Source organism: Marinomonas sp. MED121 (assembly GCF_000153025.1).
Lineage (GTDB): Bacteria > Pseudomonadota > Gammaproteobacteria > Pseudomonadales > Marinomonadaceae > Marinomonas.
In genome coordinates, this window is sequence record NZ_CH672429.1 from 84,251 (window position 1) to 105,978 (window position 21,728).

The 21,728-nt window shown below is 38.2% G+C and carries 13 protein-coding genes; 2 read left to right on the forward strand and 11 right to left on the reverse strand.

Features of this window, described 5'->3' with window-relative positions:
* Window position 1: 1 nt before the first annotated feature.
* Together MED121_RS00490 and MED121_RS00495 are read left to right on the forward strand one after the other, a co-directional pair.
* Window positions 2–1,348: a TRAP transporter large permease gene (locus MED121_RS00490; RefSeq protein ID WP_009831604.1), complete on the forward strand. Its 1,347-nt coding sequence runs from the start codon at window positions 2–4 to the stop codon at window positions 1,346–1,348.
* Between the two features lie 50 nt (window positions 1,349–1,398).
* On the forward strand, window positions 1,399–2,592 hold the full coding sequence (locus tag MED121_RS00495; protein ID WP_009831605.1) for a Xaa-Pro peptidase family protein: 1,194 nt from the start codon (window positions 1,399–1,401) through the stop codon (window positions 2,590–2,592).
* A 66-nt stretch (window positions 2,593–2,658) separates the two neighbouring features.
* On the opposite strand, the gene MED121_RS00500 is transcribed toward MED121_RS00495, so the two are convergent.
* From MED121_RS00500 to MED121_RS00550, 11 genes are all read right to left on the reverse strand, one after another.
* Window positions 2,659–3,084, reverse strand: coding sequence for a hypothetical protein (locus MED121_RS00500; protein ID WP_009831606.1), 426 nt, complete (start codon window positions 3,082–3,084; stop codon window positions 2,659–2,661).
* Window positions 3,085–3,191: 107 nt separating this feature from the next.
* Complete coding sequence (locus tag MED121_RS00505) at window positions 3,192–4,718, reverse strand: leucine-rich repeat domain-containing protein (protein ID WP_036178417.1); 1,527 nt, start codon at window positions 4,716–4,718, stop codon at window positions 3,192–3,194.
* Window positions 4,719–4,804: 86 nt separating this feature from the next.
* On the reverse strand, window positions 4,805–5,026 hold the full coding sequence (locus MED121_RS00510; RefSeq protein WP_009831608.1) for a hypothetical protein: 222 nt from the start codon (window positions 5,024–5,026) through the stop codon (window positions 4,805–4,807).
* Between the two features lie 52 nt (window positions 5,027–5,078).
* On the reverse strand, window positions 5,079–6,359 hold the full coding sequence (locus tag MED121_RS00515) for a leucine-rich repeat domain-containing protein (protein ID WP_009831609.1): 1,281 nt from the start codon (window positions 6,357–6,359) through the stop codon (window positions 5,079–5,081).
* A gap of 84 nt (window positions 6,360–6,443) precedes the next feature.
* A complete protein-coding gene (locus tag MED121_RS00520) occupies window positions 6,444–7,994 on the reverse strand; it encodes a leucine-rich repeat domain-containing protein (protein WP_009831610.1) in 1,551 nt (516 codons plus the stop codon).
* 49 nt (window positions 7,995–8,043) lie between these two features.
* Window positions 8,044–11,583, reverse strand: a complete 3,540-nt coding sequence (locus MED121_RS00525) for a hypothetical protein (RefSeq protein WP_009831611.1) — start codon at window positions 11,581–11,583, stop codon at window positions 8,044–8,046.
* 85 nt (window positions 11,584–11,668) lie between these two features.
* Window positions 11,669–14,221 (reverse strand): type VI secretion system tip protein TssI/VgrG, encoded by a 2,553-nt coding sequence (gene tssI, locus MED121_RS00530; RefSeq protein ID WP_009831612.1) that lies wholly within the window; start codon window positions 14,219–14,221, stop codon window positions 11,669–11,671.
* Window positions 14,222–14,531: 310 nt separating this feature from the next.
* Entirely contained in the window at window positions 14,532–15,140 is a 609-nt protein-coding gene (gene cobO, locus MED121_RS00535; protein WP_009831613.1) for a cob(I)yrinic acid a,c-diamide adenosyltransferase, read from the reverse strand.
* A 127-nt stretch (window positions 15,141–15,267) separates the two neighbouring features.
* On the reverse strand, window positions 15,268–15,750 hold the full coding sequence (locus MED121_RS00540; protein ID WP_009831614.1) for a hypothetical protein: 483 nt from the start codon (window positions 15,748–15,750) through the stop codon (window positions 15,268–15,270).
* A gap of 2 nt (window positions 15,751–15,752) precedes the next feature.
* Entirely contained in the window at window positions 15,753–19,490 is a 3,738-nt protein-coding gene (gene metH / locus MED121_RS00545; RefSeq protein WP_009831615.1) for a methionine synthase, read from the reverse strand.
* 178 nt (window positions 19,491–19,668) lie between these two features.
* Entirely contained in the window at window positions 19,669–21,513 is a 1,845-nt protein-coding gene (locus MED121_RS00550) for a hypothetical protein (protein WP_009831616.1), read from the reverse strand.
* Between the last annotated feature and the right edge of the window lie 215 nt (window positions 21,514–21,728).

Genomic DNA, 21,728 nt, shown 5'->3' on the forward strand with positions numbered 1-21,728 from the left:
TATGAGTTCATTTATCGAGTTTTTTTCAGACATTATTGCCGGTGAATTAGACATCTATGTTGTCACTTTCACACTCGTGGCAAGCATGGTTATTTTATTATTCTTAAGTTTTCCTATGGTGGTGCCACTCGCGGTTGGTGCCTTGATTGGCTTAATCCACTTTTCAGGCATAGATACTGGTGTCATCATTCAACAAATGATCACAGGTATTTCCCCTAATGCCTTGATTGCCGTACCCATGTTTATTTTGGCAGCCGATATTATGACACGCGGTCATACGGCCAATAATCTATTAGGTTTAATTCAAGCCTTTATCGGCCATTTACGTGGCGGCTTACCTATTACAGCTTGTATTAGCTGCACCTTGTTTGGCTCTGTTTCAGGCTCGACACAGGCGACTGTGGTTTCTGTCGGCCAGATCATGCGTCCACGATTATTACAGGCAGGCTATAAAGACAGTTTTGTCATGGCGCTGATTATCAATGCCAGTGACATTGCCTTTTTGATACCACCCAGCATAGGTTTGATCCTGTATGGCACCTTGGCCAATACCAGTGTGGGCGAGCTCTTTATTGCCGGGATTGGACCAGGCATTTTGTTGGCAATCATGTTCTCAGCTTATTGCTATTTTTATAGCGTCTTGCAAGGGGACAGCATTCGCTTAGTTGAAAAAGCGACACTTAAAGAGAGAGTCACTGCCTTTAAAAAAGCACTGATTCCACTGGGGTTCCCTGCTTTGATTGTCGGTGGTATTTACTCTGGCGCGGTAACACCAACGGAAGCGGCATCTTTTTCGGTGCTTTATGCCATCATAGTTGAGTGCTTTATTTATCGTCAGCTTAGCTTAAAAGATGTGATTGATGCGGCTTTAAGTACGGGTTTAATTACCGCGGTGGTTTTCATCCTTGTGGGGATGGGGCAAGCTTTTTCTTGGTACATTTCATTTGAGCAAATCCCACAAGACTTACTGGCACCACTTAACCTTGAAGATGCCTCTAAAGAGTATATTCTCTTTGTGATTGCCTTAAGCTTTTTTGTGGGCTGCATGTTTGTAGATTCACTCGTCGTACTCGTCATTCTGACACCTATCTTTGTCCCTATCGTAGATGCTGCCGGTTTAGACCCTGTGCTTGTAGGTGTCATGATTACCTTACAAATGGCCATTGGGTCCGCCACACCTCCTTTTGGTTGTGATATTTTCACTGCTATTGCTATTTTCAATAAGCCCTATATGGAAGTGATTAGAGGGACATTACCCTTCATACTTATCTTATTTACCATGTCGGCCTTATTGATTTACTTCCCTGATATTGCCCTATTATTACGGGATCTGGCATTTTCTGACTGACTCATACATAAGCCAATTTAGCCCATTTAACACAGAGAATAAAACGAATCATGAAGACAGAACTAATTGCACCACCACGGGGTTTTGATCAAGTCGAATTTGAACAAAGAACCGAAAGGCTTCAAGCTTTAATGGCTAAACAAAATATTGACGCCCTATTTTTAACCACTGAGCCTGAGTTTCGTTACTTCAGCGGTTTTAAGTCTCAATTTTGGGAAAGCCCAACAAGGCCTTGGTTTTTAGTCATTCCAGTGACAGGCAAGCCAATTGCTGTGGTGCCAGAAATTGGTAAAGCAGGCTTTGATGAAACTTGGATAGAGGATGTCAGATGTTGGCCCTCTCCAAGGCCTGAAGATGACGGTATCAGCTTACTAAGAGATACCTTGATAGAAGTATCAAACACCAGTTTTCAAATTGGTGCCATGCTTGGCCCAGAAACACACCTGCGTATGCCTGCTGATAACTACCAGTCTTTAAAGCGTTCATTAAACCAAAGTGTTGGACGTCATCAAATACAAGACATTAACGGCTTAATTAGACAAGTGCGCAGTGTTAAATCCCCTGCTGAGGTTGCCAAAACCCGCTTTGCTTGTGAAGTTACGGCTGCAGGCTTTGATTATCTACTTGAGAACCTAAAAGCAGGCATGACAGAAAGACAAGCCTGTAAAGCCATGCAATTAGAAATGCTTCGTCTTGGCGCTGATACTTGCCCTTACCTTATCTCCGCATCCGGTCAAAATGGATACGACAATATCATCATGGGGCCAACGGATCGTATTCTCACCCAAGGAGATGTATTGATCATAGATACAGGTGCGAATTTTGATGGCTACTTTAGTGACTTTGATCGCAACTATGCCTTTGGCCAAGTCGATAAACACACCCATTATGCTTACGAGGCTGTTTACGCTTCCACAGAAGCAGGGCTAGAAACGGCGAGCGCAGGCAAAACCACGGGAGATGTCTGGCAAGCCATGTGGAATGTACTCGAAAATGCCGGCGCACTGGGTAACGATGTGGGCCGTATGGGTCACGGATTAGGTATGCAGCTCACTGAGTGGCCCTCTAATGTCGAAAACGGTGACGTGACTTTAGAAGCCGGCATGATACTCACACTTGAGCCTGGGATGACCTTTGCACCAGGAAAAATGATGGTGCATGAAGAAAACATTCTCATCACTGAAACAGGCTGCGAGCTTCTACACAAACGTGCTTGGCCAAAACTGCCTGTGATAAATAGCTAAACTAGATGTCAATAAAACAACCCAGTCTTAGATAAAGACTGGGTATAAAAACGTCATTTACGTTTTCTATATAACCAGCTTTTCCTCTACTGATTTATGAACTAATGACAGTTCAAAGAACTCACCATATTTTTTATATGATTCAATATTTAATTTCATAGACTCAGGCATATCTGAATCGTTTAAATCAATCATCTCGTTAACAGTTTTTTGTATTCTTTTTGAATAGATTTTTTTTGCAACATTCTCAAGGTAAAAAGATGACATAACAATGAAGCATCCTATTATGCTTAAAGATCCAGGATAGCTCTGTAAACTCACAAAAAAATCAGGACCTGGAAAAGGTCCAAAGATCACAAATATAGTGCCAACAATAAATACAAACACGCCTGTTAGAGCAAGGTCTAAAAACGAACCTGGTTTTGGTGGGAGGGCAATTCTTATTTTACAAGGCAAATCACTGACCTTAATTTTATCCTTAGTGTATTCCATTAAACATCCATTTTTAAAATTAACTTAAAATCAAACTCAGCTTAAAACGGTTTCAGTACAACTTCATAAAAAAGCCCGAAACAGGTCGGGCTTTTTTAATAATGAAATTAAAACCTTAGATATCTATGCGTATCATAATATTTTTCTTTTTCTTCGTCGGTCAAAACATCAGAAAGAGGTGTGTCCCTAATAATGAGCTTGGTATTTTCTAAGCCCACTATCGATTGATAGTCAAAGGTATCAATTGGATTATTATTCAAAGAAAGAACATCTAGCCAAGTCATAAAATTAATCGCGTCTATTTCTTTAATTTCATTATATCCCAGCAAAACACTTTCCAAATTAGGCAAATTTTCAAAACCTTCAATTTTTTCTATTTTATTATATTGAAGATTTATTTTCTCTAGACCAACCAATTTAGATAGCCCTTGTATTTTCATAATACCATTACCTAAAAGATTTAAAACTTTAAGATTTTTAAGGTTATTTAATCCTGAGATTTCTGAAATCTCATTTTTAATAAGATTAAGTTTTTCAAGTTCTTCAAGTCTTTCAATGCTTCTTATTCTTGTTCTTGAAATTGTTAAATCCTTTAAATTTATATTTCCTTTTAAGTTAGGCATTCTAGTATTTTGCATACCAGCTAATTGTAAATGTACTAAAGAATCAGGAAAATCAATTTCTTGAAAATTAAAAGATGAACCCACAGAAAGTCTTTTAAGACTCTTTAAAGAACTAATGTTTTTAATTTCTTCAATATTTTTCGAGTTAAAAGTCAAATAAACAAGATTTATAAAACCAGATAAGTCAGGAATTTCTTTAATAGAGTTGCTGCTACTAATTATATCCATTCTTTGTAAATACGAGTTCTCAGTTAATTCATTTAAGCTTTTTATTTTAACTCCGTCGAGAACTAGGTTTTGCAAAGAAGTCATTGATTTCAGGTTTGAAATTTCATTTATTGGAGTGAAAAGAATTTCCAAACTAACAATTTCATTCTCTGATGGTAATATCAATTTCTTATATTTAGACTTGTGAATTTTAACATAGCTTACATTTTTTAATTTTTTTAAATCTAAAACAGCCAAACCTGAGTTATCATTTCTTATAGAAAGTCCTTTTAAAGCATTAAAATTTTCAATTACATATTTAATTTCAAAACTATATTTAGGAGAAACGCTTAAATAAGTAACATTTCCAGAATCATTTAAAACAACATAATTTTCTAAAAATTCAAAATTTTTTATTTTAGTTTTTCTATGTATATTAATATTAGGAAACGCCCCATAAACAATATCGCTCAAATCATCGGTAGTGTTTATCAAGTTTGTATTATAACCATCAACAAAAGTCTCAAACTTTCTAACCCTATCACCATTTTCCTGTGCAATTTTCTCCTGAAAAGCTAAAAAATCCTGATACTGTTTAGATTTTTTTATGATCTCAGCCGCCTTACCTGATTTATCGGCATAATCCAGCTCTTGTGCATAGGCATTAAATTGCCAAGTTAAGCCAAGCATAAGGCTTAAGAGCATAAAAAATGATTTACGAATGTTCGACATGGATTTTTTAAAACCCTTACCTGAACTTAACTCTGCAAGATTATTGTCTTTTAGGCTTGTTCCTAAATTCATCATTTTTCTTTATTTAGCTCATTTATGCACAGATAAAATTCAAAAAAAGCCCTATACTGATCGGGCTAAACTTACAATATGAAACATTAAAAACCAAGCTGTCTATTCAATTTACGATATTTCTTCTTTTCAGCCTTAGTCATAGCATCGCCTACAGGTGTATCGTAAAGAAGAATTTTGGTTTGATTAAGCTTCTCAACTTCTGAGTAATCAAAAGCTTCAATAGGGTTTTCAAACAAAGATAACAACTCTATTCCTTCAAGTTTATTAACATCTTCGACCTTTTCAATCTCATTATAACTTAGCAAAATTTCTTTTAAATTTGGAAGATTATCAAAACCTTCAATTTTCTTTATTTTATTATATTTTATTATATTTTAGGTTTATTTTTTCAACATTTTTTAGCATTGACAAACCTTCAACTCTTTTTATTTTATTTCCAGATAAATTTAGCACTTTAAGATTAATAAGATTATTTAGACCTGAAATTTCTTCAATATCATTACTTACTAAATTAAGAGTCTCTAAATAATTAAGGCTATCCAGTCCTTCAATTTTTTTTATTTTTGTTCTTGTTATACCTAACTCTCTTAATTTTTTATTATTTTTTAAATTGGGTATTTTAATATTTTCAATGCCAGACAAGTAAATTTCTTCGATTTTATTCGGAAACCTTATATCATTGAACTTGTAATTTGAATTTACATATAAAAACTTTAACTCTAACAAATCAGAAATCCCTATAAAGGGCTCAATGCTTTTTGAGATAATAGATAGATACTGTAGTTTTTTATAATTGAATAAATTTGGTATTTTTAAAGTTGAATCTTTAGAATTCAAAATATCCAATTGCTTAAGTTTTTTAGATTTTTCTAAGAGACTAAAATCATTTAAAATCAGACCCTTTACTTCAAAATTTTTAAGACTTTCACTTTTATCTAAGTTTATTATTCTTTTAGTATTTGTACTATATAATCTAATAGACTCTAAATCACTTACTTTTGGAAGATACAACTTTTCGATATCAACATCATTCAAATGTAAATATTTAATATTCCTGAAGCTTGTAAAGTCTAATTTTTCATAATGAAAATCATTACCAAAAGAAGGCGAAGAAGAAAAACCTAACAATTCTTTTTTGTTTTTAAAAAAACCTATAACTCTATTTAATTCTGTTTTATATTTAGGTGATAAGTTAATATATTTAATAGTTCCATCAAAATTTAAATATAAAAAATCCTTAAGTAGCTCTATGGATTTATTGTTTTTCATTTCTATATATGGGTAGTAGCTTTCCTTTTTTGTTATTTCATTAAACTCTCGATAAAATTCCTTTCCGTTAACACCATCAACTACTATTCTAAATTTTCTAACTCTATCCCCATTTTTCTCAGCAATCTTCTTCTGCAAAGCTAAAAAAGCTTGATACTGCTTCGAGTTTTTTATGATCTCAGCTGCCTTACCTGATTTATCGGCATAATCTAGCTCTTGTGCATAGGCATTAAACTGCCAAGTTAAGCCAAGCATAAGGCTTAAGAGTATGAAAAATGATTTACGAATGTTCGACATGGATTTTTTATAACCCTTACCTGAACTTAACTCTGCAAGATTATTGTCTTTTAGGCTTGTCCCTAAATTCATAATTTCCCTTTATTTAGCTCATTTATGCACAGATAAAAACCATAAAAAAGCCCGAAACAGGTCGGGCTAATTTGAAATTGATTTTTAAAAGAAAAGCATTTTATTTAATTTACGATATTTCTTCTTTTCAGCCTTAGTCATAGCATCGCCAACTGGTGTATCTGAAAGTCTAATTTTAGTATTCGTTAAATTATTAACGGTGCTATAATCAAATTCTTCAATTGGGTTAAATACTAGATCTAATACAATCAGGTTAGTTAAGTTATTTACATCTTCAACTTTCTTGATTTTATTATTTTCCAAATTTACTCTTTTCAAATTTAAGTTTTTACTCAATCCTTTTGTACTTTCGATCATGTTATAACTTAAATCAAGTTCTTCAAGTAAATTTAGCTTTTCTATATTTTCAATACTTCTTATACGATTACCAGATAAGCTAAGAATTTTCAAACTTTTTAGACTATCCAGGTCAGAAATCTCTTTAATTTCATTGCTTACCAAATTAAGTTTTTCTAGTTTCTTTAAATCTGAAAAACCCTCAACTTTACTAATACTTGTTCTAGCAATACCAAGCTCTTTCAATTTATTATTTCCAAACAAATTCGGCATTTTATTATTTTCCAACCCTGCCAAATGCAAATACTCTAAACTATCAGGAAAATCTATTCCTTCGTAATTAAATTCGCTCCCTACATGTAATCTTTTCAAGTTATGTAAATTTTCAATACCATCAACACCTTTTGTATACTTTGAATTAAATATAAGCAATTCAAGTTTACTAAAATTAGATAAGTCGGGAATATTTTCAATATGAAATCCTTTTTCTTTTGGCGCTCCAATATCTATTCGTTTAAGATCTTTACTATATTCTAGTCCATTTAAATCACTAACCTTAACTCTTATTAAGTTAAGGTTTTCTAAATGTTTCAAAAAACCAATACCTTCAATATTTTTCACTTTAGAAAAGGCTACTTTAAAATCTTTAATCGAATTTTTTTCTGGTATTTTTATACTTTCATAACTTACTTTATATAATCTCAAATATTTAACATTAGAAAACCCGTGTAAATCTAATTCTTTTAATTCGTATGAATCTTCCTCTATTGAAAAACCTTTTAAACTTTCAATTTTTTTAAAAAAAGAAATTAATTTTTTTATTTCACCATCATAAATTGGTTTTAAGTTAATAAATTCAAAACTTCCTTTTTCGTTTAAAATAATTGAATCATTTCTTTGAAACACATAATCATAAGCATTTTTTCTAAATAAATTTATTCTAGGATAACCATTATAGGTAACCTCTGTTATAGAATCATCAGTTGGTACAATGCGAACATTAACGTTGTTAACAAAAACTTCGAACTTTCTAACTCTATCGCCATTTTCCTCGGCGATATTCTTTTGTAAAGCTAAAAAATTCTGATACTGCTTCGAGTTTTTTATGATCTCAGCTGCCTTACCTGACTCATCTGAATAATCTAGCTCTTGTGCATAGACATTAAACTGCCAAGTTAAGCCAAGTATAAGGCTTAAGAGCATAAAAAAGAATTTACGAATGTTCGGAATGGATTTTTTAATTTTCTTACCAGTCCCCAAGATTTTAAGGTTAATTATTAGGTTTATCCTTGTAATCATCTCTTTCCTCTACTTAATTTATAATTCCTAAAAAATTAAAACCTAGAAATTATTTTTCCACGATAAGGTATAAATGCTTCTTTTGCTTAAAAGCATCATGATTCCACTTTTCAGACTGATAATATAGATTATGATCTGGTGGTAAAAAAGTGCCTCTTTCCATTAAAACATAGATAGGCATAGATTTGGGCTGTGCACTTTCACCCTCCCCATCTTGTTCAAGAGAGTCCACATAATAGGCTTTATTCCATTTGGATTTTGGCAGTACTATATTTTTTTCATCGCCAGCTTTAACTTCATTGTAATATTGAATAACTTGGGCAACGCTTTTCATTCCATCAAAAAAAGCACTATTAAACCAACTAGTAGGGAATTCTACCATGTCTTCAATATCTGATTCTTGATAGCCCATTTGTAATAATGGCACTATGGCTCGCCAAGAAAGCTTTCCAAGATAAACACTATCATTATCAAAAAAGAAGTCTTGACGATGTAGATCATTGACAATTAAAGCAGGTTCTTTGGTTAAACCTTCATCGCTCCAAAAACCTATATTTCTTGCCTCTTTAATGTTGCCATTATTATCCACACCCACCTTATCTAAATTACCAACATAAACATCATAAGGCGCTTTATTATAAGCAGTTAGTATTTCTATACCTTTACCACGCTCATACAATAAATCTGTTTCAATCTGATACACTCTGTCATCAACTTTATCGTAATTCAATACTTTTAACCCGTAAGCTTCTACTTTTGATCGAGTTAATTTAGAGTTATCTTTCAAGAATTCTTGCCAATAACCTTCTAATAGGTTTTGTGATGCACTTTTACTTTTTGAATGCCACAACTCTGCCAGCATCAAAGCTAACAAACCAATATTAATTACACTACCAACAACTAAAAGCACCCCAGCTAAGGCTAAGCGATATGCAAATAGCTTAAGAATTTGTGAGGCAACTAGCATGCTACCAGCTACAATATTTAAACCATCAATAAATAACTTTTTATATTCACCTGATTTAAGGTGATCTGCTGCTGCAAAACTCGATACTATAACCTGCAATATCCCAGTAAGCATCGCAGTTTTATTTAGTAAAGAGCTTAACCCTTCTGGTTTAACCATCCAAGATGACCTTAAATGGCTAAACGTATTGGTTCTCGCTGCCACCATAAAGACACTTTGCGCGGCTGACCCTGTCATTTGAAACACTTCAACAGTACTGGCTGCATACGTTGTAAGTAAGCGACCTTGGCTCCAGTTTTCTTTTACTGCCTTTTCTTCTAAAGCCTGAAGCTGTTGTATCGACAAAGCAAAATTAAATAGCCCATAAACCACCTTGCCATAAGCTGCCCCTAAACTAACCAACTTATTGTTATGCTCGCTTATACCCGTATAAAACTTGTGCGCAGTACCTTTACCAGAATTAATGTCATCATCTAATGAAGCAAAAAAGTCCATCATTTTAGAAACTATATACTGCCCTCTTTTATTCGAAGCGCTAATATCTTTAGTGACAATTAACGCTTTAAAAATATTTAAAAAGCTACCAACATCTAATTTAGTGATGGAGTCTCGCCCATCTAGTATAGAAAATAGAACTAGTACATTTTTAAACATTCTTATGTGATAGGATAGATCCGTTCTTAACGCCTGTTTAATATGACTATTCACAAAACTATCATAACTTCCAAGTATCACTTGTAAAATACAGGGTGCGCCAGCACTGGGAATTAAAGCATTTAAATAAGGTTTAGCCAGAACTTCATACTGACCTATAATATAAGAAGATAGAGACATTTCTGTTTGTAAACTATTATCTTCAATGAAATTACTACTTGATTGATCTAAGAGGTATTCAGGAACGTCTTTAAAATCCTCCTCAGTATGTTTTCTATCTGCATCAGGATCTGACAAACTTTCCCATAACTCTTTTATTTGCTCATCAACCTTATCTCCTGATAACTTACTTAACGAATCTATTGAATAAACTAAATCTTCATCCCAGATCATTTCACCATAAAGCTCAGAATGAGACAGGGCCGCATAACACCTTGAAATAGTGATAAAGATCTCACGCCACCTGTCTTCTTTCTCCATGTAGGGACCTGCATCCATGGTGCCTTGTTCAATTTCTTTACTCTCTATATGCTCAACATAATGCTTCAACTCTGCCAATAAGGCAGGGGAGCGGATGAGATGATACAACTTACCTGCAGCGCTTTCTTGATCTTGCTTAGCTAAAGCTAAGTCAGAAATGGGTGCATTTAGGACATTAGGAGTGTGAACCACAGTATCAATTCCACGGTATAGATCTTCTAATGCCTCACTTAGCTTTGTTCTACGGCTGACTTTAGAAGTATTTATAAAGAGATTATTGGAATCAAAGTAAGGGAATTTAACATGAAGATCGACTAGCGATTTCATTTCCTGCGCTATCATCATTTTTTCTAAATGAGGCGACACCATTAAATTATATTCGTTGGTTTGCTGCTCTACATCAGAGAGTGCTTTTTTAAGGCGATAGTTCCATTCTGGCAAGGTGCAATGCAAGTAAATTTCTTTAGGTGCTGGCGCATCGCCCCCATCATAAACAATGGAAGTCACTTTTTGAGCCATACCTTCTGACTCAGGGACTTTTATTGCTGGTAGATCATCTAGTTTGTTAGTGACAAATGGCCCTTGATCTAAGGGGTACAAAAGGAAGTGTGTTGGTGAATTAAGGTTAATAATTGAATCACTGTGTCCATATTCATTATGAACCCCAGAGGTTGCCATTAACCCTTTTGTTAAAACAGGTTTTACCAATTCAAACTTTTGCGCCCGTAATTCTGAGTCTTCATACTTACGTTTAAGCACATTGCCAAAGTCATTTTTATAGGTGGTTTCTTTAAAATGGGTGCATTGAGCTTCTCCACTTTTAATATAAGCGGCTCTTAAATAGTCAGGACTAAAAGAATGAGTGGTTTTCGACTGCGCTTCTAGTGCTTCTTTGGTATGACTCTTCCAATACAAGACAAATCTATCATGAATGACTGAGCCATCATCAGCATATCTAAATATGGTATTGCTGTAGTTGTAGTATTTTTCGAACTGCACCAAGGTTTTTTTATCTGGCGTTTCTTTGTGAGTATGTACACTTCTAACGCATCTAGGGACAAATGGCTCAGGCAGTTCACCTAAGTTATCTAAGTCTAAAGACCACTGATTAGGGGCTAAAATACTCCCACTTTCTTCAAAAATAAGGCTTACCTTTTCATCTAGATACAAGGCATCATATTGCTCTCTTCTAGCCTCAAGCTCCTCTAAGTTAAAGTCGAGGTCTTCTTTATAGTTATCGTAAGGATAGGAATGCTTTTTATGTTCAGAAATGGCATCTTTTATATACTGCTCTAACCCTTTCACTCTTAGCTTTAGTAGTTCAACCTGCGAGCGCGCTTTAAAGGCTAAAATGTTGTATTGCGCTTCATTTTCTTTAACAAGTTCGTCTGCTTTTGTTTTGATTTTCTCAATTAGCGCATTGTCATGGGCGATTTGTTTATTTTCTAAATCAAAGTTGGGTAAGTATTTTTCAAGTTCTGATAGCATGTTATTAATCCATTAGTTACTGGCTATTTATCGCTTTAATGGGCTTTATCCCTAGCTTGTATGAGTTTGGTAAAAGAGCTGGCGTCTAGACTTTATAATCACCGCTTTCAAACCAAGCTAGCAGCTCATCGTCCGCCTCCCCACTTAAATCTAACTGTGCAACATATTGCAGTGCTTTAATGTTTGATTCAGTTAGTGGCCCAATTGATCCATCTATCTTGCTGTCTAAATACCCTAGATTTGCTAAACGCTGTTGTACGCCTTTTGGTTCTTCTGCAGGCGCTAACTCCTCTAGATAAACATGCATTTGATGATAAAAATCATTGTCTGCTTCAGGCCAAAATTTCACATCTACTTCTTTAATTGATAAATCAAAATCAAAAAACAAGGTTCCATCTGCTTCAGTTTGTGTTTCGATTATCTCGGTACCTGTGTCAATTTCACACTGACAATTAGCGTAGGGTTCAGCATTTTGATCTTGTAACAATATTGCTCTGAAATGATCCTTTTCTTCTTCTGGAGCCTCTTCTTCAGCGACGTTCTCTTCGATGACTTCGCCAACAGCCCCTTTCACAGGCACAGCAGCTATAGCGGCCGCTTCTAGCTCAGGAGACTCAACCTCTACCGCTTCAAACACCACGTCTTGTACATTGGCTTCCCCTGCTACGGCTGTGCCTTTTTCAAGGGCTGTCATAGTGGGATCGATGACTTCGGCTTGTTCTAAGAACTTAGGTAATTCTGCTAGCTGTCCAGCGTATGCAGCGCCACTGCCAGCGCCGCCGCCTGAGTTTAGGTTAATGGCCGCACCTGACAGGCTCACCCCAGCGGCGTCGATTTTGACGGTACTGCCGCCCGCGCTTAATAACATTTCAGCGCCCGCTTCGATGACGACCTTTGTACCCGCTTTTAAGGTAACATCCGTCCCCGTTTCGATAAGGTGTTTATCTGTGATTTTAATGTGTAAAGAGGCATCGGTCTGCTGACTATGATCCCCTGTGATGGTCTCAGTTTGGTTACCTTCTACTGTCAGGTTGTCATTCAAGCCAACTTGCTCGAACCTGTCATTGCCGACGGTTTGAGTCAGATCATGTTGAATGGTTTCGCTTCTATCGTTTTGTACCTTAAGGTTTAAATCCTTTTGCGCATGCAGGTAGATTTCTTCTTGCTCCGCTTGGTCTTCAAAACTCAGCTCGTTAAAGCCTTCCCCTTGGTGAGATTGAGTACGAATCACCGTCTTACTTTTATGTTCTGGCAAGGCATAGGGAGGCTGGTTATTGGCGTTGTAAGTGCGCCCTGTCACTATGGGCTGATCAGGGTCCCCTTCTAAAAAGCTAACAATCACTTCATGGCCGACTCTAGGCAGTGCTTGCATGCCATATTGGCCGCCTGCCCAACCTTGAGAGACCCGCATCCAACAACTAGAAAACTCATCCGCTAGACCTAGTCTATCCCAGCTAAATTGCACCTTGATACGGCCAAATTCATCACAATAAATTTCTTCACCCGCAGGGCCAACCACCGTCGCAATTTGCGGGCCATCGACACAGGGTTTGCTATTCACATCTGGGCGCCATTGGCGAGCACCTGGAATCACATCAAACTGGTTGTTATAGGTGGTTGCCCCTTCACCGCCCATTTCTTCTAAGGCTTGGGGCTGAGTGCCTGTGTGTTCTATGCTGACAATTAACCAGTCTTGATTACATTCATCTTGCGGGTGCTCTAGCAGAGTCAACTTATGACCACTTACTAGGTGAGACAGATTACTCTCCCCTTTTGCGGTGATGGCATCCCTTCGTAACGCATCAATTCGATACTGAGCAAAGGCTTTACCACTATCATCACTTTTATAACGACCTGGGTAATCATAGTGCTCGTAGGTAAGCTGTTGAGCCTCTAGCTCTGTGCCCATGGTTTCCTGCAAGAAACTGTATTCAGGGCGTTTAAAGCTATAGTCTTTTAATTGCACAGAAGACACTTCAGATTGGGTAAAGCGTTTGAATGTGCGCACATAGGGCTGATTGGCTTTCCCCCCTCCTAAGGCATTATAACTTGCTGGCAGGGGTAAAATTGGCAGGTTTTGACTGTCATCACTGAAAACTAAAGTATGCTTATCATCTAGGTGGCTAAAGTAGTATAAAAGCCCTTCTTCAGCAGCGAGACGAGTGATAAAGTCGAAATCAGTTTCACGATATTGAACACAGTATTCTCTTTGTTCACATACCCTTGCCGTTGAAAAGGCGTACTCTGTAATGCCCATTTCTTCTAATAATGTGGCAATGATCTCTGGTGCGGATTGAAGCTGAAAGATACGGCTATTGTGCCTAAGGGTAGAACGCTTAAACGCCGGCACCATTTCTAAGCGGTAAAAACTGTGGTGCAGCCCGGTATCCCCTCGCTCAAACGCTTGAGCAATACCCTGCCATTTTTGAGTTATAAAGCCATCTTGCCAGACACTCAAACTGACATTTTTATCTAATACCTGGTCTACTGTGATCTTTTCATCACGACTGGCCAAGGACACATCAAACTGAAATAAACGTGAGAGGGACTCTTGCCCTTTAAATTGAGTGACGACAAAGGCCGTCTCAGGTAGGCCCTCTACCGTGAGGGTAAATTGCAGTCCGCTATTTAGTGCCATGGGTAATTTCCATATAAATCAAAAAAGTAAAAAGCGCCCAATCCATACGCCTATCAAAATTTGCTTGTTCACTTTCATCGCTGAGTTAAGCACACAATGAAAGGCGAAAGCAGCCACTAATAAGGCAAAATTTATACCAAGGCGTAATAAAGCTGCAATCAGCGCTAATTAAGCGTCAAAGGCCCGACTTCTAGGCAAGTTGTTGCTAATTTTCGAGTAACTAATTGCCCAAAAACAAAAAAGCCGATAATGAAACGTCATTATCGGCTTTTTAAAAAGAATCAAAGGGACCTATAAAATCAATTCAGATTTAAAACTCCAGCCCTTTTTGCGCTTTGATCCCTCGCTTAAAGGCGTGTTTTACTTCTTTGATGTCACTGACTGTATCGGCAATTTCCATCAAGGCATCAGAGGCGCCTCGACCTGTAATCACAAGGTGCTGAGTATCGGGTCGCTGCATGATGGCATCTAACACCTGATCTTCTTCTAGATAGTCATAATGCAGAAGGTAGGTCAGTTCATCCAATACAACAAGGTCATAACTTGCGTCTTCTAACAAGGCTTTGGCTGACGACCAAGCCGCTTTTGAAGAGGCGATATCTTGTTCTCGATTTTGGGTTTCCCAGGTAAAACCTGAGTCCATAATAAACCAATCTACATTGGGTTGAGCCTTGAAAAAACTGATTTCACCTGTATCCCAGTCTCCCTTTAAAAACTGTACCACGCCCACTTTCATACCATGGCCTAACGCCCTTGCTACCATACCTAAGGCTGAACTGGATTTGCCCTTACCATTACCCGTTAACAAGACAAAGGTGCCTTTATCTTGCTGAGCATTAGCAATACGCTTATCCACATGCATTTTAATTTTTTGCATGCGTTTAGCATGTTGTTCTGGATCTTTAATCACTTTAGACATGATCTAATCACCTATTTTTAAGGTTTAACTGAAGGATTTTATTGTCCATTAAACAAGCATTTTAATAGGCACTTTTATTTAAGGGCTATGTAACAAGAGCTATGGAACAAGTGTTATGGAACAAGAGCTATGGCATAAAATTCATGTCATCGAGACTGTCATCATAATCGAGGGTTTCTAATGTCTCTTTTAAGGCGATAAGATGCGCTTCTAGCAAGGCCTTAGTAAGCAAGTACTCAAAATGAAAAGCACGTGTTTTCATCCAGCCGTTATATTTAAGCTCCACCTCAAGCTTAGTATTGCCTCTCTTATCAGAGCTGAGATTAAAACACCAAGACTCTGAGAGCCACCAAGAATAAGGCCGAGTAAAACTGAAATATAACCGATTGGGCGCACTTAACTCCTCAACCCTACCTTGCCTTATCTGGCGTCCACTTAAGGTATTTAACGTAAACTTTACTGGGCTTGATAATAAGGTCGGCGCACTGGCAGGAATTTCAACATGCATAACAGACGGTGACCAAAGGCCATAACGCTCGATATTAACCAATTGCAGCCAGACCTCATCTTGGCTGGCTGCAACCTCTATTTCAAGTGAACCAGAGAGCAAGGTTACACCTTATCATCTTCTGGATCATAACCCAGATTTGGTGCCAACCAGCGCTCGGCATCATCCTTCGACATGCCTTTACGATTCGCATAATCTTCAACCTGATCAGGGCCTATCTTACCGACACCAAAATAACTTGATTCAGGGTTAGCAAAATACCAGCCACTTACCGCTGCCGTTGGCAACATGGCATAGCTCTCAGTGATGCTAATACCTGTATTTTCCTCAATATTCATCAAAGACCATAACTTATCTTTTTCCGTATGATCAGGACAAGCAGGATAACCTGGTGCTGGGCGCATACCTTGGTATTTCTCTTTAATGAGCTCTTCATTGCTTAAAGATTCATTAGGCACATAAGCCCAGATCTCTTTACGTACTTTTTCATGTAGGTATTCAGCGCACGCTTCAGCCAGACGATCTGCCATCGCCTTAATCATAATGCTGTTATAGTCATCATGATCCGCCTCATAGGCAGCAACGAGCGGGTCAATACCAAAGCCGGTCGCACAGGCAAAGGCGCCCATGTAATCAGCAACACCCGTTTCTTTTGGCGCGACAAAGTCTGCTAAACAGTTATTGTATTTACCAGGGGCAGTTAATTCATTTTGCAAACGTAAGAAAGACAAGGTTTCTTTGACCTCGCTACGGGTTTCATCCGTATAGATTTCGATATCATCATGATTGACTTGGTTCGCTGGGAAAATCCCCACAATGGCTTTTGCTTCTAATAGCTTTTCATCAATAACCTTATCCAACATCACCAAGGCATCTTTATAAAGTTTGGTGGCTTCAACACCAACCACTTCATCTGTCAAAATTCGAGGGTAAGCGCCCGCAAGCTCCCACGTCATAAAGAATGGGGTCCAATCGATATAGTTTTTAAGCTCTGCTAAATCGATATCTTTTTCAGTGAAGACAGTTACCCCTAATTTCTTAGGTTTTGGAATTGGCAAGGTCCAATCAATGGGTGCTTTGTTTTGACGTGCTTTATCCAATGATACTCGACGACCCGCTTTACTACGTTCTTTATAACGCTTACGGGTTTTCTCGTAATCTAGCTTAATATCATCAATAAAGGCTTGGCGTTTCTCTGTATCTTTACTCAATAAATTAGAGGCGACACCCACACTTCGTGAGGCATTGGTCACATGAACCACCTGGCTACGTTTATAACCCTGTTCTATTTTAACCGCCGTATGAGCTTTCGATGTGGTCGCCCCACCAATTAGAACCGGAATATCGAACTCTTGACGTTCCATTTCTTTGGCCACATGCACCATTTCATCAAGTGAAGGGGTAATCAAACCAGACAAACCTATTAAATTTGCATTTTCTTCACGGGCTGTTCGTAAAATTTTCTCAGCAGGCACCATGACACCTAGGTCGATCACTTCATAGTTATTACATTGAAGTACCACACCCACGATATTTTTACCGATATCGTGTACATCCCCTTTCACGGTCGCCATGACAATTTTGCCATTACTTGAAGAGGCCATATCTTGATTACGGGCTTTTTCCTCTTCGATAAAAGGCATGAGATAAGCAACGGCTTTTTTCATCACACGGGCAGACTTCACCACCTGAGGCAAGAACATTTTACCTGAGCCAAATAGGTCGCCCACTATGCCCATGCCATCCATTAACGGCCCTTCAATGACTTCTAATGGTCGAGTATGAGCAAGGCGAGCTTCCTCAGTATCCTCATCAATAAATTCGGTAATACCTTTCACAAGCGCATGACTGAGACGTTCGTTAACCGCTAAAGAGCGCCATTCTTGCACCTGCACTTCATTGTCGTTAGAGCCCGTTCCTAAAAACTCGGTCGCAATATCTAATAAGGTATCGGTGGCATTATCGGTACGGTTTAACACCGCATCTTCAACCGCATCTCGCAATTTAGCCGGAATATCATCGTACAAGGCTAACTGGCCTGCATTGACAATACCCATTGTCATCCCTTGTTGAATGGCGTGATATAAAAACACCGCATGGATGGCTTCACGCACGGGATTATTGCCACGGAATGAGAAAGAAACGTTCGACACACCTCCCGAAATAAGCGCATGGGGTAATTCACGCTTGATATCACCGGTTGCTTCAATAAAGTCCAAGGCATAACGGTTGTGTTCTTCAATACCGGTTGCAATGGCAAAGATGTTAGGGTCAAAGATAATGTCTTCTGGCGGAAAACCCACTTCCTCAACCAAGATTTGATAAGAGCGTCGGCAGATCTCAATTTTACGTTCACGGGTATCCGCTTGGCCCACTTCATCAAAGGCCATGACGATAACGGCAGCACCGTATTTACGTAATTTACGGGCTTGTTCGGTAAAGTTTTCAACCCCTTCTTTCATGCTGATGGAGTTAACAACACCCTTACCTTGAATACACTTAAGGCCGGCTTCTAAAATTTCCCATTTAGAAGAGTCCAACATAATAGGCACACGAGAGATATCAGGCTCAGAAGCAATCAGTTTCAAAAAGCGCACCATGGCCGCTTCTGAATCCAACATACCTTCATCCATGTTGATGTCGATAATCTGAGCACCATTTTCAACCTGTTGACGTGCAACCGTAAGGGCACTGTCAAAATCACCCTCTTTAATCAGACGTTTGAAAATTGCAGAACCAGTCACATTAGTTCGCTCACCCACGTTTACGAACAGGGTGTTCTCATCAATATTAAAAGGCTCTAGACCGGATAAACGACAGGCTTTTGGAATCTCTGGAATGGCTCTTGGCTTGGCATTAGCCACCGCATCTGCAAAGGCCTTAATATGCGAAGGCTCAGTACCACAACAGCCCCCAATAATATTAAGGAAGCCAGAGTTAACCCACTCTTGCATCTCTTCAAGCATTTCTTCTGGGGTTTCGTCGTACTCACCAAAGGCATTAGGTAAGCCCGCATTAGGGTGAGCAGACACATTCACATCGGCAACACGTGAAATCTCTTCCACATATTGGCGTAGATCTTTTGGGCCAAGTGCACAGTTAAGGCCAACAGAAATCGGATTCGCATGAGACACTGAATTCCAGAAAGCCTCGGTTGTTTGACCCGAAAGCGTACGGCCAGAAGCGTCAGTAATGGTGCCAGAAATCATCACAGGGTAACGCACACCTGTAGTTTCAAAATATTCGAGTACCGCATAAATGGCGGCTTTTGCATTTAGCGTATCAAAGATGGTTTCGATCAGAATCAGGTCTGAGCCACCCTTAATCAAGCCATCTACGGCTTCGGTATAAGCAACCACAAGCTCATCAAATTCGATATTACGATAACCTGGATCATTCACATCTGGTGAAATCGAACAGGTGCGGCTTGTCGGGCCAACGGCACCGGCAACAAACCTTGGCTTATCTGGATTCTGCTTGGTAAATTCATCGCAGGCTTCACGGGCAAGACGAGCGGATTCAAAGTTCAATTCATAACTTAGCGACTGCATACCATAATCAAGCATGGAAATCGCATTAGCATTAAAGGTATTGGTTTCAACAATATCTGAGCCAGCGGCTAAATAAGCCTTATGAATATCCTTGATAATCTTAGCTTGAGTCAAGGATAAGAGGTCATTGTTCCCCTGTACATCACTCGGCCAATCAGCAAAGCGGTCACCTCGAAAATCATCTTCCGTTAGCTTATAGGCCTGGATCATGGTCCCCATAGCACCATCTAATACCAAGATATTTTGCGCTAGACGTTCTTCTATTAATGAATATGACTTTGATTTAACCACTGATCTTACCTCAAAAAACAAAATGCAAGGCTACTATACCCAAAAGCAGGTAACTTGTTAGTGAAAATTAATAATAACTAAATGAAAAATATCGGAATAAATGGATCAACCTAAGCTTATAAAACAAAAAAAGCAGAGGCACTCTTGCGCGCTCTGCTTTGATTCTTTCAAGTTAGCCCTATACGTTAGACGATGGCGCCTTATTAAGCTTGCCAATTAAGAAACCACCCATTAGTCCTGCAAAAATAGCAATCACCCAAAAGCCATATTTCTCAAACAGGTTATCATTCACCAAACTTAGAATTTTTTGATCCCGATAAACTTGTCTTAACACCCTATCTTCTTGGTATTGAATGTCTTGATGTATATAGAGATTTACTTGGGCTGTTTGGCTCTCACTCACACCTTTTGCTCGCCAGCGCCATTGTAATTGTCCGTCAATAGCTTGCGCCTCAGCACTGATTGAACTCACAAACTCGAGCGAGCTATCACTTGTTAACTCAGCTATAAATACTTGACCTGCTAAAGCATCATTGACGTTTGCGGTTAAGATAATTTCAAATGACGCATCTAATTCCACTTGCTTAGGAATCTGCCACTGCACATTACTCAAACTGGTGGTCAACTGGTTTTTAAAGCCTTCGCTGATCGCTTCGAGTTCGATAAGATCAGATAATTGATTTTCTAAACTTTGGCGTGTTTCTTTTGCTGACTCTAATGCCAAAAGGCTATTTTCATAACGCCCTTGCAAATCAATCAATTCAGTTTGAGCCAGTTTAAGATCCTCTTCTAATCTTTGCTTTTGCAAGGTCAGTTCCGCTAGGTTTGCTCTAGCTTGGGTGAGGTCTTGTAACAGTGTGAGCTGTTGTTCTTGGCTAACCTGTTGTGCCAATTCAATCTGCTCAAACTCATAGGTTAATTCTTTATGCTCAGACTCTAAATCTGCTAAAGCCTGTCCTAAACGGGCAATTTCGATATTCTTAAGATCCGACTTATCATCACTTTGCTCAAGATTAGACAGCTTACTCTGATATTCAGACAATAATTTTTTCTGAGCAGCGATCTCACTCTCTAACACCAAAACTTTAGCATTGAGCGTGCCAAGCTTTAGCGAGTTATCAACCGCTGGTAAGGCTGTTGTCACCTGCCCTGAGGTGATGCTTTCTATGGCGCTGGATTGGTCTCGCAATGCACTATTATCAGCCTCTAAGCGACTAATAATATTATCCTTCACCTGAATTTGATCCCACAAGGTTTGCTGCTGCGCCCTCGCATCAGAAATCGCACCTCCAAGATCTAAATTTTGCTGCTTTAACAAGGCATAATCAGATCGAGACTTTTGATTGATTTGCTCTAATCTCGCATATTGAGTTTGCAAATCATCCAGCTCTTTTTGTTTCGATAAGTATTGTGTATCTAGAGACTGGTAGTCAGCATCTAAGGCAGAATATTTATGCAATAAGGTACGATGCATTTTGTTTAATACATCATAATCAGGTTCACCTTCATCAATCGCTTTTTCATACTTTGATTCAACTAGCTCAGGCGCTTCTACTTCTTTTAGAATTAAATTATTTGCTAGGATTTGAGTTTTATATTCTTGATTCAATGCTTTAAGTTGCTCAAGGGATAAAGCTAGCTGCTCATTTTCTAATTTAAGCGCAATGTATTTAGCCTCTAACTCAACAAGCTTTTGCTTTTCTGCTTCAATCTCAAGTAAATGGGCGGCTTTGGTATCTTGCTGATTCGCTTTTAATTGGGACAGCTTTGCTTCTTGAGAATCTAATTGACGGGTTAATTGAAGGATTTCATCCTGATTACCCGCTAACGTTTGTTCCAGCTGATTAATTTTAACCGTTTGCTTAGCAAGTAAACTATTTTGAGTGTCCAAATGGGTCTGGCTCGTTGACGAGCTAATTAAGGGGTCACTTGTACTTTGATCTGAGGTGGTGGAAGTTGTGCTACAGGCAGTAAGAAAACCAGCTAAAGAGAACAATACAAAATATTGCTTTTTCAATTTCATTTCCTACTCCGTCAACATCAATTAAAACAATGACCTATAAAAAATATGAACAGGTCATCATAATTCAAAAACCGCCTCCATTGCAAAACCTTGATAAGCAGCGAACAAGCCTTCCCGCCTCAGCATATGGATAAAAGCGCTTATATTTATGGCGAGGTGCGCAGCTTGACCCTTATTCTATTGATAACGCCCTCAACATATAGATAGGTTTTTTA

What these genes read in the sequence shown, in the direction of transcription:
- MED121_RS00495 (WP_009831605.1), top strand. Translation starts at nt 1,399, where the DNA reads ATGAAGACAGAACTAATTGCACCACCACGGGGTTTTGATCAAGTCGAA.
- MED121_RS00525 (WP_009831611.1), bottom strand. Translation starts at nt 11,583, where the DNA reads ATGCTATCAGAACTTGAAAAATACTTACCCAACTTTGATTTAGAAAAT.
- MED121_RS00505 (WP_036178417.1), bottom strand. Translation starts at nt 4,718, where the DNA reads ATGAATTTAGGAACAAGCCTAAAAGACAATAATCTTGCAGAGTTAAGT.
- cobO (WP_009831613.1), bottom strand. Translation starts at nt 15,140, where the DNA reads ATGTCTAAAGTGATTAAAGATCCAGAACAACATGCTAAACGCATGCAA.
- tssI (WP_009831612.1), bottom strand. Translation starts at nt 14,221, where the DNA reads ATGGCACTAAATAGCGGACTGCAATTTACCCTCACGGTAGAGGGCCTA.
- MED121_RS00520 (WP_009831610.1), bottom strand. Translation starts at nt 7,994, where the DNA reads ATGATTACAAGGATAAACCTAATAATTAACCTTAAAATCTTGGGGACT.
- MED121_RS00490 (WP_009831604.1), top strand. Translation starts at nt 2, where the DNA reads ATGAGTTCATTTATCGAGTTTTTTTCAGACATTATTGCCGGTGAATTA.
- MED121_RS00515 (WP_009831609.1), bottom strand. Translation starts at nt 6,359, where the DNA reads ATGAATTTAGGGACAAGCCTAAAAGACAATAATCTTGCAGAGTTAAGT.
- MED121_RS00500 (WP_009831606.1), bottom strand. Translation starts at nt 3,084, where the DNA reads ATGGAATACACTAAGGATAAAATTAAGGTCAGTGATTTGCCTTGTAAA.
- MED121_RS00550 (WP_009831616.1), bottom strand. Translation starts at nt 21,513, where the DNA reads ATGAAATTGAAAAAGCAATATTTTGTATTGTTCTCTTTAGCTGGTTTT.